A 14,589-nucleotide genomic window follows, 5' to 3' on the forward strand; every position below is an offset into this window, starting at 1 on the left:
TCCACTCAGCACCTCAAAATATTTCTAAACTATAATTGATTAAACATAAAAACAGATAAATGACAGTAAATTGATGACTGGTACCGCCAGCGTTATAAATTAACGTCCGGCACCATCAGCTCACTTACCACCAGGGATAGACGGTAAATATTTCCTTTTCAAAATCGACCTCTTCCAAGACTTTCTTTAGCGCTTGCTGTGCCTCTTCGGAAAGACTTGTGTTGCGGATTAATTCCTGCACACCTGCTTTATCCACGATAATATAGTGACAGTTATCAATTTCCCTAAACGCCCGGGCCTCCATATCACCCAAGGCATCCATTAATTCTTCTTCGTTTTTAAGTGATTCGATGGTACGCATCTGGCAGCGGACATTAAAGGGAATTTCGTCTTCAGCCTCTTGATTAAAATAGTCACTGTTTTCATAAAACTTTTTCTTTTCAGTTGCTTCGAGAATAAGATCTAAACCCATGATAGTCTCCTTTTATTTGTAAATTTGTGTACTAAACAGTCGGTTTCACAACCTCCACCAAAACATAAACACCTTAACCCACCACCAACTTATTCGTCTTCTTCAAAAACCGGGCCGGAATACTCTTATGTAACTGCCAAGTAATGTTCATCGGTTTGGAACCTTGGTGGTTCACATAATTTGCAAGCCCCAAACAGGTATAAGGCGCAGTCCCTCCTATATCCTTTCTGAACTCTCTAACAAAAAGCAGCACCTTCCCGCCGCATTCTTGATGCTTTTGATAACGCTGTCCTGTTGGCGAACTCTCAGAGGTGGTGCTTTGACTTTGCCAGTGAAAAAGAACGTCGTTGATGGAATAATCTTTATACATGGTGGTGGGTGAATAATCTTTATCCGATTTGTTAAGGGTTATAAAAAAGACGTCGATGTTTTTATCTGGCAGGTATTTTACCCCTTCCCGAATGTTGCCCGGTTTGTCATAATCCAACCCCACAAGAATCTGGTCACGGGTGTAGGTGCAATGCAGGTCTAAGGGACAATCGTAACCTAGGTTTAACGGCTCATCCACAAAGTCAATTTTATCAAGATTCAATTGGAGCAAGGCCAGCAGTTCCTCAAATAGAATACCATTGTTTTTTAACTGCAAAAATCCCGCTTTTCGATCGGAAAAACCACATTCCTGATACGATTTCTGAAAAATGGTGTAATGGAACATGTTGAGTAAGCGCCATTGCTTTTCGGTAAACGTCTGTGTTTCAATATTTGGCAAAGCCGCTAACAAAAATCTAATCCACCGACGAGAATCGATGGCACAGATCCGCGGAAATGCTTTATTTAGTACCACTTCCAAGGGGCTTTCAAAGTGATCCGTTACCCCTGCCAATACACAAAGCCGCGAAAAATTCCCTCTGACATAAATGCTTCTGACATCTAAATGATAATGATTCACAAAGTTCGCTATGTTCAAGGTCAGACCAGTATCCTCGGTAAAGGTTGCAAGCCTGGTGATGAGCCCCGATTTTTTACCAAAGGATTGGGCAATATTATCAAGAATCATTTTTTTGGCCTTTTGCTCCAATTGGATATAACAGCCTTTTGGAACACTGACAAAACCGTTTTTAATTTCATGTGTCAGGCTGCGGGTGGCGTTGGAAAGCAGCGCATTAAATTTATCTTCAAAATTGTAATGGTGATTGGCTTGACCGATAAAATCCAGCACTGTTAAACAGTCTTTTTCTTCCGAAAGTCGAAGCCCTCTTCCCAACTGCTGTAAAAAAATAGTAAGACTTTGGGTCGGCCTTAGAAACAGCACCGTGTTAATCTCAGGTATATCCACCCCTTCATTATAGAGATCCACCACAAAAATAAAACGGATCTCACCGGTTAAAAGCCTGGTCTTTGCGGTGTATCGTTCCTCATCAGTGGATGAACTAATGAGATAGATCGATGGAATTCCCATTTTGTTGAAAAAATCAGCCATAAACTTGACATGCTCCTGTGAAACACAAAAGCCCAACCCTCTGACCGCATTGATGTCGCTAACATATTTAAATAACGCGGCTACAATGAGTTCCCCACGCCGTTTGGCCGCAAACGCATCCATGGTATAAACATTAGAAAGCTCCCGAACGTCATAGCCGCCCCGACTCCATTTTAGGGTATCCAAGTCGATGGTGTCCGTCACCCCAAAATATTGAAACGGCGAAAGCAGTTTTCGGTCGATGGCTTCTGGCAGGCGAATTTCTGCAGCGATTCGGTTATCAAAGAAGCTTAGAATATCTTGTCCATCCATCCGCTCCGGCGTGGCAGTCAAACCCAATAAAATTTTCGGTTGGTAGTAATCTAACAACCGTTGATAGGATTTGGCAGCTGCATGGTGAAACTCATCGACGATGATATAATCATAAAATTCGGGCGTTGTTTTATCAGCAAAAGCTTGGGCGTTAAATGTTTGAATTGACATAAATAAGTGACTGATTTGACTAGGTCGGTGATTACCCACAAAAAGATCCCCGAAATTTTCATCTCTTAAAACATTACGAAAACAATGGATGCTCTGGTCTAAGATTTCCTCCCGATGGGCTATAAACAACAAACGATTTGGGCCTTTCGGGTTTTGTTTCCGAAACCTTTTATAATCCAGTGCCGATATGACTGTTTTTCCAGTTCCAGTTGCCGCAACGATCAAATTACGAAAATGCTGACGGATGGTGCGTTCTGCTTCCAAACGATCGAGGATTTCCTGCTGGTAGGGATAAGGGCGGATATCTACCAGATAGAGCCGCTGTTCATTGGCATCATGATATTTTTCAGCCCGCAATGCCTGTTCAAGCCGGATTTGGTCCGTCTTTGCGTAGGCTTCAAAATCTCGGCTGTTCCAATAACTTTCAAAGGTGGCGTTAATTTTTTCGATGGTCTCTGGTAAATCTTTAGCCGTAACTTTGACATTCCATTCCAAACCGGTTGACATCGCCGCATGGGACAGATTTGAGGAACCGACATAGGCTGTGGTAAAACCCGTTTCCCGAACAAACACATAGGTTTTGGCATGCAAACGCGTTCGTTTGGTGTCAAAGGATATTTTAATTTCGGTATGATTTAATTTTTCCAATTCTTCGATGGCCTTGACATCGGTGGCGCCCATGTAAGAGGTCGTCACAATGCGAAGCTTCCCACCTCTTTCGGTAAAACTGCGAAGTTCATCGATGATGAGTCTAAGCCCGCTCCATTTAATAAATGACACCAAAAGGTCAATGGCATTGCTCGAGGCAATCTCCTTATTGAGCTCGGTATAGAGTTGGGGCTCATGGATGGCACCGGTAAACAAAGAGCTCATGGCCAAGGAAGTGTCTGGACGAATCAGCTTGACCTTTTTATCGATGGCGTGAAGACTGTTTTTGATCTCACTCAACCCAAATAATTGCTGAGCAGTCTCGTCGACGAAATCAGTTTCAACGCCGTCCTCAGCTTCACTTAAGGTTGCAGCGATTCTGTTAACCAGCGCGATTTGACTTTTAATGCCTTGGTCTTTAACCCGTTCCAGCTTTTTTTCGATGATCTCGGTCAGATGCTTGGTTAAGATCTTGGCTGCCTCAGCCTCATCGATGGGACCGATTTCGCTATAAAAACCGGCATTGATCTTGAGTTCTTTTTGTAAGGTCTGGGTGATGACGGTTTCGTATAGGCCTGGTTTTAGCATGAGGGGGTCTCCTTTAAATGTTTCAAACGTTTCGTGACTAACCAGTAAAGTAGCTAGTGAGTGGATTAAAATTTCATCTTCAAATAATGTTCTTAGCGGTGAAATTTTTTGTTATCAAAGTTGTTCCTGAAAATATGTATTTTAATACGGTGTGCCTATTCCTTTAGTATTTTTTTCTCTTATGTGAACTTAATCTTTTCTTAGGGAACGGTTTCCCGATTTTTTTAACAACTTTTTGGGGGGCATCTACAACCTCGGCGCAAATGCTTTTTGAAAAATCTTTGGTAACTGTGCCGATTTTATCTATTATTTCGTGTCTGTCTTTATCTTTTTTAACTTTTATAGTTCTACTCTCTAATATGACTTCGTCGTTGACATAATAAATCAAAACTCGATCGCCGGTTTTTAATTTTGAACCAATTTTTTGATCATTAGGGTAAGTAACTCTTGTAACCTGTCCATCTTCTTTACTAACAAATCTCAAACTCGGTTTTTCTAATTTTTCAGTGACTTTCAAGCCTATTTTTTCTAAGTCTTCTCGTGCTTCATAGATATTAAGACCAATGACTCTTGGAATTTTAAATTCTTGAACAACATTTTCTAAAAGCTTTTTACTCTTATCAATTACTTCTTGCGTGAGATAGTAAACCTTAACTGTCGTACCTATTTCTACCCGCGAACCAAATCTTGGCTCAGAATACATCACTTCATTTTCACTTTCCTCAGCATAAGCTACACTAGGATTGGCGATAGCCGATGTTGGTGTTAGTTTAAGTTCATCTTTTAGCACCCGTAACGCTTCAGAAATAATAACGTCTTTTAAATCAGGAATTTTAATGAGTTTCTTCTGCTTATCAATAAATTCAGTGCCAAATTTACCAACAAAAGGTAAAATACTCGGTGCCATCGGTGCCATCATTTTAAACACAACTTTTCCATTCTTTACTATCTTATTCCAATTCGCCATTTCTCAGCCCTCCTTTTAATTTGAAATAACCATTACCACTTAATCGCATGAATTTCATATGAATCGTAGTCTTTGAAATTGGAGTATGAGGATACTTCGAAAGGCTTCTTTTCTCCAGATTTTAAATCATTTATATAAGATGTCTCACCGCCAATAATTCGGTCACCAGATTTATAAATTACTGTTATAGCTACACTACTTAGCTCTTCGGTACTATTATTAGTAACTTCTCCGGTAAATGTTTTAAATGTTCCCGGATTATCAGAAATATTAGATACTGATAAACTGCTAGACTTAATAATTTCAGAGCTGGACTGTGCTACATAATCATCATCGCTGTTACCAACCGATATTTCTACCGTTGTCGGAATATTTCCTTCGTAAGATACACTGCTACCATAAGTGTATTGATCACCTGCCGCAATGCCATTTAAAACCATTTCTTCTGTTTTTAATATTTTTCCATCGGCATCTTTTGCAGTAATCAGAATTTTAGGAAATTTTATGGCATATTCTGCATTAGGATTTGAAATATCTACCGCATATAGAATAGTAGTTCTCCCGCCACTTTGAAGTATACTATGTCCACTGTTGTTTAATTTTATTTCCTGCAGATTTGAAGTGTCTGCTGATTCGGTCCCGCTTCCATTGCTCATATAATCGGTTTCAGTTTTTACTAGATGCATTGTTGCCGTCTTACCCATTATTGAAGCCTCATAAGAGATTTTCCCATCTTTAAAAATAAATGTTTTTTGGTCATCACCAGATGCTAGCAGCGCTTTATCTGTCCGAGTCTTGTCATTCTTAGAATCCCAGGTATATTCGTCCGCTACTTCCGTTGGTGCTTCATAGGTACCAGACCAATACAAAGAACTGGTCTTTCCGCCATCTGACATCCAGAAGATTTCAATACGGTCACCTGAAATATAACCAGCCTGATAGCCATCATCAAATTCTTTTCCTTCCTGTGCCCAGTTTCCGGTTAAATCAAGTGGTTTTGCTGATGAATTTGTTTCTGAACTTTTTCCACATGCAGTCAGCATCAATGCAAAAATCAATACGGTTACTAGAATTATCTTTTTCATATATACACACTTTCCTCCCCTTTGGGGACTTTTCTGAACTTCTCTTTCGAGACGTGTACGATTACAGTTTTGTTTTGCCGTACATAAAAAGAACCTGTCTTTTTATGTACGGCAAATAATCATCATTAAACCTATACGGCTATTTTATATCGACTGTGTACTCGTAGGGACTGCCATCGCTTTCTAGGTAATATTTCACATAACTATTGTCAATCCATATCCCTAGCTTATAGCTAATGGTCATTCCCCAATTTTGTGCTGGTGCAATACTGGTTGAAATATTATTTTCCGTTAATTGGCTTGCCGTATATGTATTTGCAAGCTTGCCTTGCTCGTATACTTCGATTTTATTTATTGTAACCGGCTTTGACCCATTATTTTGTATATTAAGCGACAATTGTTTGCAGAGATTGTTTATCGTAAACGCTGAATAATTAGAAATGTTAAGATTGGGTTGGTACTTCTGCACATTCAAGGTCAATTTAACAACTTCATTATACCCCACAACGGTACCTTCAAATATGAATGCACCAATTATTGTTGTGTTCGCCTGATTCGGATTCCAGACCACTTCGACTTCACGGGTTGTATCATTGCTCATATTAGCTAATACTGTTTTGGGTAAATTATAACTATCATATTGCATAACCGTGGCTGAAAGATCATCAATCGTAAGAATATTAGGATTATCTACCGTAACCACACAAGTTGCTGTCTTATTGCCATCTACGGTGGTCGCAGTAATTGTGGCGGTTCCAATGTTTCTGGCTGTAACGATACCGGTTGCGTCAACAGTTGCGACGTTTGGATCAGATGATGACCATTTAACGGTTTTGTTATCGGCATCTTCAGGCAAGATGGTTGTTACCAGCATATCTGAACCGCCAACTGTTATCGTATCGGTTAATTTATTTAGACTTATTGCGGTTACATTTGTTATTAAACTGGGATCTTTTACAAATGGTTGTTCGGTTGATCCTGGAGCGGCTGAGTCTTTGGGTACAATTGTAATTTCAATTCCTTCAAGCCGATATCCAAAACCTGCCGTACCGGCACTCTCTCCATTTTTAGCCCAGCCCATCCAACCAATATTTTGGGCGTGAACCTGGTAGTAAATATCAAATTTTGAAGCGTCAGCACCAGTTAGTTTTATTTGTATCGCTTCCAGACGATAACCAAGACCCTCGGTTCCGCTCATCATACCGTCGCTTTTCCAGCCACTTGGTGTGTCTGATTCCCAGCCAATGTTCTGGATATGGGTTTGATAAGTGACACCGAGGTCATATTCTTGGTTATTCATGTCAATTTCAATTCCCTCTAAACGAAGCCCTTGGCTAGATGTCCCACTCATTTCCCCATCACTTTTCCAACTCTGCCATCCAATGTTTTCAACATGGGTTCGATAACGCACACTTGGGTTTGTTGCAGCTGAAACACTGGCGGGGAGCACCCCCACAATTAACAATATCGCCAACAATACTACGGATAACTTCTGAATTCTTTGACTCACAAATTCGTCCTCCTTCGCGTTTTGTTTTATATCAACACTTATTCACCTGATGTTTGGCGGATTAATGTAATATGAATGATTTATTGTGATATCAAAACGAAACAAGAATTTGATATCAATAGGAAGTTCATGTGAAATATGGGTGTGAATGGTTGTAATCAATGCTCTTAATTTGTTGTGTTTCATGGTTACTGAGCGACTTGGAAACTGTTAAGTTCAGATCAAGTCTCTTACTCCGATCACATTCAACCACTTCTCCCCGCCCCGGCCATCTCTTACATCCCCAGTCACAAAGGTCTCCACCATCGCCAGCCCCACAACCGGTTCAATCAGCGCCGCCAGCCGTTCCTCATCCAGATCGGTAAAATAGCGGCCGTTGCGTTCGCCTTCAAAATCGCCGTATTTAAAGGAAGCGTATAAATAACCGCCGGGTCTTAAGGCCCGGGCGACTTTCCGGAGGATATCGGTCAGTTCGGCATAGGGTACATGAAGCAGCGAGGCGCAGGCCCAGATGCCGTCAAAGGCCGCATCAAAATCCAGCTCTTCAAAAGTCTGGCAGAGCACGGGCTGGCCGATGTATTCTCCGGCCAGGTGGCAGCAGCCGACTGAGCCGTCGATGGCGGTGACCTGATAGCCGGCATCGAGAAACGCTTTGGAATCCCGGCCGGAACCGCAGCCCAGATCGAGGATGTGGGCCTGTATCGGCAGCAGCTTTAAAAAGCGGCGGTGCAGTTTGCGGAGGTCGGCATCGATGGTGCCCTGGACAAAGGTCTGGGCGGTTTCGTTATAGTATTGCAGGGTTTTATTGGGATTCTTTGTCATGGGTTACTCCTGTTTGGTTATTTGCGGTGGGGTTCAGTTTTTCCAACTGCTCTTTGTAGAAACGCTTGGTGCGGTAATCGATGATGTCTTTAAAATGTTTAACAAAAGCCGGGTTGGTAAAATAAGCGGCCAGTTCCGGGATCAGGCAAAACCAGCCTTCTTTTTGATAAAAATAATCACTAGATGTTTCAGACAAAACGCTTATGGGCATCCGATATGCCAGACTGAGGTATTCTTTTTTGCCCCAGTTTTCAGCATCAGCGGTGCTTTTGTGTCTGAGCATATCAATTAAATTTGTCTTCTTGGCGAAAAAAGCCTTAAAACTTTCGTAAATATCGTCATCATCAATTTCCAATTTCATCTTACCGTTATTATAAAAAGCCAGTAGCACCGGCATTTTATAGGTTTTGGACATATCCGTATTCTCGACATTTTTCAAAAATTCATGGGCCACGGTGCCCAGCAATTCCTTTTCCTCGGCCGTCGTTTCGCCTATTTCATCCAAAAAGCGCAGATAATCTTTAAAAATATTCATTTCCGGCCGGCTTTTGATATTCTTATAAATCTGGTCATCCAGATGCACATACATTTCCAGTCGTAGCGGTCTTTTCTCATACTGACCCTGGATGCGGTAAAATTCATCCACCACCCGATCGCTAATTTTCTTCTGATCCCGGGCCATCTTTTTAAACAGATCGATGAGCTGAAAATCAAAATCGACCAGGCAGTCGACCGGGTAGTCGTCCTCAACAGGCAGCCGATAGCCCTTTTTACCGGCGTTTTCCGGCGGGGTTTCGCTGTTCAGCCAGAAGGGCACCAGATTGGCTTTTTGGTAGTTGCCGATAAAATCCAGCACGTTGACATAGCTTTTGCCCCGGCTCTTGCGCAGGCCCCGGCCCAGTTGCTGTAAAAAAACAATCGGCGACTGGGTCGGACGGAGAAACATCACCATATCCAGTTCGGGAATATCCAGTCCCTCGTTGAACATATCGACCGAAAAAAGCACCGCCAGTTTCCCGCTTTTCAGCTCGCTGATGGCCGTCTCCCGGTCCTGTACCAGCTCGCGCTGGTCGTCATTGACGGTGCCGCTGATGACGGCGCAGCAGGCGATCCCCTGGGCCCGGAAGTAGCGGGTCATATAGAGGGCGTGGCGGCGGTTGATGCAGAAGCCCAGGGCCCGGCGGCTGCCGTATTTGGCGTAGTGTTTAAAAATCAGGTTGCCGCGTTTATTGACGCTGGCCAGTTCGGCCAGCTGCCCGGCGTCGTACTGCCCTTTGCGGATATCGACCTGGTCATAGTCGAGATCATCATAGATGCCATAATAGCGGAAGGGTACCAGCCAGCCCTTATTGATGGCTTCTTTGAGGCGGACCTCGTAAACCAGCTGGTAATCGATGAGGGCAAAAACATCCTGATTATCCAGCCGTTCCGGGGTGGCGGTGAGGCCGAGCAGAAACTTGGGCTTAAAATAATCGATGATGTTCTGGTAATAATCGGAGACGGCGTGATGGAATTCATCGATGATCAGATAGTCAAAGGCATCCGGGGCAAAGGGACCGTTCTCCAGATAAGCGGGATTCCCCAGGGTCTGGACCGAGGCGAAAATAATGTCGGCGTCGGTATCTTTGCGGGTGCCGTTGAAGTGGCCGGTGGTCAGTTCGTAGCGCACACATTTGAAGCTGTGCTCGGCCTGGCTGAGGATTTCGTCGCGATGGGCGACAAACAGAATCCGGGAAAAGGCCCGGGAGTCAAAGGCGGCCAGAAAGGTCTTGCCAATGCCGGTGGCAGCGACGATCAGGCCCTTGTCGCGGTTTTCCCGGCGGAAGTTTTTGAGGGCGTAAAGGGCTTCCACCTGGGCCCCGGTGGGCTGCGGAAAGGCGATCAGCGGTGCCGGGCTGGCGGTGACCGGATCAACACTGAATTGCGCCTGACCCTGGGCGACCCGGTCGGGGGCGGCGGCCAAATCGGCGTTCGCTGCGCTGGCTTCCTCACTTGCTTCGATCTGATTGTAGATTTTGGGGCGAACCCATTGCTTGGAGTATTGCAAAAGCACAGTATCATCAATGATCCGGGAATGATTGGCCAGCAGCGCGTCAAAGGTCTGCCGGAAAGTGGCACAATCGGTGGGCTGCTCCCGGGAATTAAGGCGGTAATTCCACTCGATGCCATTGGTGAGAGCTGATTTTGACAGGTTGGAGGAACCGACAAAGATTTCTTCGTAATCCTGATACTTGAAAAAATAGGCTTTGGCGTGGAAGGAGTGATTGGGGACATCGTAAAAGCGCAGCTCCAGCTGCTCCCCCAGGGCATCTTTGAGCAGATAGAGGGCGACCGGCTGGGTGATATTAAGATAATTGCCGCACAGAATCCGGATCGCAACCCCTCTGGCGGCCGCGGTTTTAAGATCCTCCAGCACCAGCCGGATTCCCGACACCATTAAAAAAGACACGTTGATGTCAATTTGCTCGGCCCCGGCCATCGCTTCCTTCAGGTACGGATAGAGATGGTCGGTGGCGCCGGTGACGCAATTTGGATTATACGCAGTAGTGCCAAGCTGATATGTACCCATGGTTTCCTCTTTCTGTCTTTGTTTGTTACAATATCCGGTTCTCCGCAAAGCTGAAATACCCGTCTCCGGCGACAATGATATGATCGACCACGGTGATGGCGATGGCTTCGGTGGCGGCTTTGATTTTTTTGGTCACGGCCACATCCGCCGGTGAGGGCTGCTGGCTGCCGCCGGGGTGATTGTGGGCCAGGATGATGCTGGCGGCCTGGTGGCGCAGCGCCGTTTCAACGATCAGCCGGGGGTAGACCGGGGCTTCGTTGATGGTGCCCTCGTGGAGCAGGGTCGCCTGATTGACCTGATTCTGACTGTCCAGGCAGATCACATAAAAAGCCTCGTTGAGGCGGCCGGTAAACAGCGCCATGGTGTACTCGCCGGCGGCGGTGGTGCTGCCGAGGACCGCCTTTTGCTTGAACTTGCCCTGCTGATAGCGCCGGGCCAGCGACGGCATCAGCGACAGCAATACCGCGGTATTTTCGGTGACCCCGGCCAGCTCACAGAGGTCCCGGGGATCGGCGTCAAGGACCCCCGACAGCGATCCGTAATGGCGGATCAGGGCATGGGCCAGCTCGTTGGTATCCTTCATCGGAATACAGTAAAACAGCAGCAGCTCGAGAATCTGATGATCCTCAAAACTGTCGATGCCCTCATTGATGACCCGGGCCTTAACCCGTTGGCGGTGGCCTTTGTGGGGATTTTTGTCCATGGCGTGGCCCTTTCCCGGCATTTGCTGTTTATTTGGCAAAAAACACTGCCAAATAGATTAAATGAATTGCCGATTTTAACTCATTATTTAATTATACGCCATCCTGCTCATTATTCAAACCTTATCAGGTGCAAATTATCGCCTTTTTCTGTTTTTTCTGAAAACATTGACAAATGTAAAAAAAATCCAGCCCCACCATCACGTGGATGGTAGAACTGGATTGGTGTTAACGCTTCTGGTATCGCTTTTTGAGATCGGCCCGGGCCTTTACCAGCTCCGGCTCATCAATCCAGCTGCCGGTTGGTCTGCTCGTCAGTGTGGCTGAAAGCAGTGGTGGCGACGTATTCGGCAATGCGCTGGGCGGGGTTTTCGCCGAGCAGGGTTGCGGCGGCTGTGACGGGCTGATCCAGAATCGCCAGATTGGTCATCCGATCCAACCGGTAAGAGCTGAGGTTGTCGTATTTGTCGCGATTGCCGATCAGGTAGTAGTGGTCGTCCTGCCAGGTCAGGGCGTAGGGGTTGACCACGTAAAAGAAGCTGTCTTTGTGGCGCTTTTTTTTCATCTCGGCATCAGTATACTGATACTGAAACTCGACCTTATTCATGCGGCGGACCGCTTCCAGCAGGTGATCGATGTGGGATTTAACCATCATGTTATCGGGTTTAACCTGCTGGTTTACCGGGGTGACCCGGGTCAGCAGTCTGGCACTGTCGCTGCTGGCCAGGCCCCGGATTTTGGCGGTGATGGCGGCGATGTCGCTGTCGGTCAAAAATTCGGCACTGACGATGGCGTCGATCAGCACCTTCAGTTCCCAATTTTCAAAGCGGTGGTTGGCCATATAATAACCGCGTTTGTCGTTACGACTGAGGCGGATGTTGTAGCCGGCTTCATTGAGTACGCTGATATCCCGATTGATCGCTTCGCACCCGGCTTCGAGATCAAACAAGGCCAGCTGGTCGGCAATCTGAGCGGTGGTCAGGGGATTATTGATGTCGGTTTCATTTAAAATATCCAGTATCCGTAAACATTTTAATTTGGTATCAGCCATGGGATCCGCCTTTCAGGTCAACGATTTCAACCCAGAATTTTTAGTAAATTTTCACGCATTATTTTATTATACGCTAATTTGTCAATTATTCAAATCATATTTGCGCAAAGTATCGCCTTTTTATGCTTTTACTGAAATCTTTGACATCTGCTAAAAAAATCCCCGGTCGATGGCCATCAATCGGGCGGTTGCTTAAGCAAAAGGGGCCATTCACCGTCAGACCAGCAGCTGCTGAAAAACAATTGACAGGGAAATTATGGCCGGATCGTTGTCAATTTTTGAAAGTCACGATTATGTGCCGGGATTTGGGATATAACTAAAGGGTGTAACCTACATTTGTGCAACATACCACCGCCTGTCGATGCCTGTTTGCATCTGTTTAAAGATGACGGCTTTGTCTTTTCACCGGAATAAACCAAACGCCGCCGCCGGGGTCGGGATCGGGGCGGTAGGATTATTTGGTTTGGTTGAAGCGATTGAAAAAGCAGCCCTGTGGGAGCTGCTTTTTAATTGGGCTGTTAATTGATGGGGAGACGGCGGATGGCCTGGAGATGCCGGCATAATCGAGGTTTCCTGAGGATACAGCTTCGTTTTATGGTTTAAACCTTGCATTGACCAATTCCTCAACGCTTGACAAACCTAACAAGATTTTTTCAAACGAAACTTTTTCACCAAATATCATGTTTTGCATTTTTTCATAGTCCTTTGCTAATTCAGCCTGATGCTTTGCTTGAGGCAAAAGTTTTAGCTTTCCTTCAGTTGCCTCTCGATATTTTGCCCAGTTTGAACGATAAAAACGCATCTTAAATTCAATCACCTTATTTAACAACTGCAAGTCACTGAAAGCTTCTTCTTTAACATTGGATTTCGCCAGCAAATAAAGATCATAATAGTGCCTTGAATATCGTTCCGGGATGGGGCCATTTATTCGGTTTCCTTCTCGATGTAAGATTGTCGCCTTTTCCCAAAAGGTTCGTTTTGCTTCTACCATTCTAATCTTTGAGTTCTTTTTTTCAAAAATATGGGGGTATTCTTCCGCCACGTAAGGGGTTATTATTTTTTCAGTAACTGGTGTCCATGCGGCTAGCGCGCCTATTTCCAGGCGGATTTCTTGAAGAATGGATTGATCTTTAAAAATCTGCGGATAAATGAATCGAATCGTTTGTAAATCATTGTCATTTATATAAAATTCGAAGGTGTCTTTAACATAATTACCAACAATTTCTTCTAACACTGGAAGCAAGTCTTGTTTTAAAAACGTCTCTGTTTTTCGATTCATTTCCTTGTTGAACTGATCTTGTTTTGAATTTGAGCGTTCAATCCATGGTTCATTTTGTTGATAGGATAGTGCTCTCCAATCTAATATTAAGTCGATATCTTCTGAAAACCGTTCGATTACATGATAACCTTTTGACAAACTGGTACCGCCCTTAAAAGAAAAATATCGTGCATATTCACATTGGTAAAAAACTAACTCCAGAAGAAAGCAAACCCAAAAATCTTTTTCAATAATTGATTCACTCATTTTCTTTTTTATGGCAGTATTGATAAATAATTCTTTTCTATTATCTAACGATTCTTTTGCTATTTTAAACATCAGCACCTCCGATAATTTTTTTTATTTCGTCAATAATCCAATTTCTCGAATAAATACTTTCTTCTTTGAGTTTTTTTAATTCTTCTTCAGTAGATTTATGGCGAATCGTATGACGTATTTCTTCGCTCACGCCTTCTTTACCAATTGCCCGCAAGGCTTCAATAATAAGTGCTGATTTGTAAGACAACCCAGAAATTTCACGGTTAGCCCGATGTCTGAACTCCAGCAAAATTCCGTTATCCAACGCCACTTTACGATAGGGTCCATCACTGATAAAGGTGTAGACACTTGGCACCTGGGTTGACAGTCCCAATAAATTGAGGGCCGTATCGCCGTATGGGACAATCGACCAACCATAAGCGGTTCCATAAATCTTTGCCACATCAATTGGTGATGCTTCAACTTCTTCTTGCAAAAATTCACTAAAATTCGGTTTTTTATAAATGCCACGCATAATTCTGATTATTTTTTTTTCTTCTGCGAGTCTTGCCAGTGCTCGTTTTACGGCTTCATAATTTCCACAATCCCGAAAATTTGACGATACAAATAAATAACCGTTTGGGTAACTAGCGATTCTTTGTTCAATTATATCTTTAACCTGTGTTCTTTCCATCTT

12 protein-coding genes are annotated in these 14,589 nt (G+C 44.2%); 1 reads left to right on the plus strand and 11 read right to left on the minus strand.

Going from position 1 to position 14,589, the window contains the following annotated elements; genetic code table 11:
* Positions 1–124 precede the first annotated feature (124 nt).
* From ABGU93_RS02930 to ABGU93_RS02970, 9 genes are all read right to left on the minus strand, one after another.
* Positions 125–472: a hypothetical protein gene (locus ABGU93_RS02930; RefSeq protein WP_347412013.1), complete on the minus strand. Its 348-nt coding sequence runs from the start codon at positions 470–472 to the stop codon at positions 125–127.
* A 73-nt stretch (positions 473–545) separates the two neighbouring features.
* Entirely contained in the window at positions 546–3,671 is a 3,126-nt protein-coding gene (locus tag ABGU93_RS02935; protein WP_347412014.1) for a DUF3427 domain-containing protein, read from the minus strand.
* Positions 3,672–3,834: 163 nt separating this feature from the next.
* Positions 3,835–4,638 (minus strand): PASTA domain-containing protein, encoded by an 804-nt coding sequence (locus tag ABGU93_RS02940; RefSeq protein WP_347412015.1) that lies wholly within the window; start codon positions 4,636–4,638, stop codon positions 3,835–3,837.
* Positions 4,639–4,670: 32 nt separating this feature from the next.
* The gene (locus ABGU93_RS02945; RefSeq protein ID WP_347412016.1) at positions 4,671–5,723 is read right to left on the minus strand and encodes an FxLYD domain-containing protein; all 1,053 of its coding nucleotides are present in this window, start codon (positions 5,721–5,723) and stop codon (positions 4,671–4,673) included.
* 139 nt (positions 5,724–5,862) lie between these two features.
* Positions 5,863–7,233: an Ig-like domain-containing protein gene (locus ABGU93_RS02950; protein ID WP_347412017.1), complete on the minus strand. Its 1,371-nt coding sequence runs from the start codon at positions 7,231–7,233 to the stop codon at positions 5,863–5,865.
* A 216-nt stretch (positions 7,234–7,449) separates the two neighbouring features.
* Positions 7,450–8,055 (minus strand): class I SAM-dependent methyltransferase, encoded by a 606-nt coding sequence (locus ABGU93_RS02955; protein WP_347412018.1) that lies wholly within the window; start codon positions 8,053–8,055, stop codon positions 7,450–7,452.
* A complete protein-coding gene (locus tag ABGU93_RS02960) occupies positions 8,036–10,624 on the minus strand; it encodes a DEAD/DEAH box helicase family protein (protein ID WP_347412019.1) in 2,589 nt (862 codons plus the stop codon). The genes ABGU93_RS02955 and ABGU93_RS02960 overlap by 20 nt, the downstream gene beginning before the upstream one ends.
* Positions 10,625–10,649: 25 nt before the next feature.
* Positions 10,650–11,327: a DNA repair protein RadC gene (radC, locus tag ABGU93_RS02965; protein ID WP_347412046.1), complete on the minus strand. Its 678-nt coding sequence runs from the start codon at positions 11,325–11,327 to the stop codon at positions 10,650–10,652.
* A 284-nt stretch (positions 11,328–11,611) separates the two neighbouring features.
* The gene (locus tag ABGU93_RS02970) at positions 11,612–12,376 is read right to left on the minus strand and encodes a WYL domain-containing protein (protein ID WP_347412020.1); all 765 of its coding nucleotides are present in this window, start codon (positions 12,374–12,376) and stop codon (positions 11,612–11,614) included.
* A 385-nt stretch (positions 12,377–12,761) separates the two neighbouring features.
* Here ABGU93_RS02970 and ABGU93_RS02975 point away from each other — a divergent pair, with 385 nt between their 5' ends.
* Positions 12,762–12,902, plus strand: coding sequence for a hypothetical protein (locus ABGU93_RS02975; protein WP_347412021.1), 141 nt, complete (start codon positions 12,762–12,764; stop codon positions 12,900–12,902).
* 66 nt (positions 12,903–12,968) lie between these two features.
* Here the strand turns inward: ABGU93_RS02975 and ABGU93_RS02980 are convergent, their stop codons facing one another.
* Entirely contained in the window at positions 12,969–13,973 is a 1,005-nt protein-coding gene (locus ABGU93_RS02980) for a nucleotidyl transferase AbiEii/AbiGii toxin family protein (protein WP_347412022.1), read from the minus strand.
* Positions 13,966–14,586, minus strand: a complete 621-nt coding sequence (locus tag ABGU93_RS02985; protein WP_347412023.1) for a DUF6088 family protein — start codon at positions 14,584–14,586, stop codon at positions 13,966–13,968. Before ABGU93_RS02985 ends, ABGU93_RS02980 begins: the two co-directional genes overlap by 8 nt.
* Positions 14,587–14,589 lie beyond the last annotated feature (3 nt).

It is taken from the genome of Acetobacterium sp., from assembly GCF_039830195.1.
In the GTDB taxonomy this organism is placed as follows: domain Bacteria; phylum Bacillota; class Clostridia; order Eubacteriales; family Eubacteriaceae; genus Acetobacterium.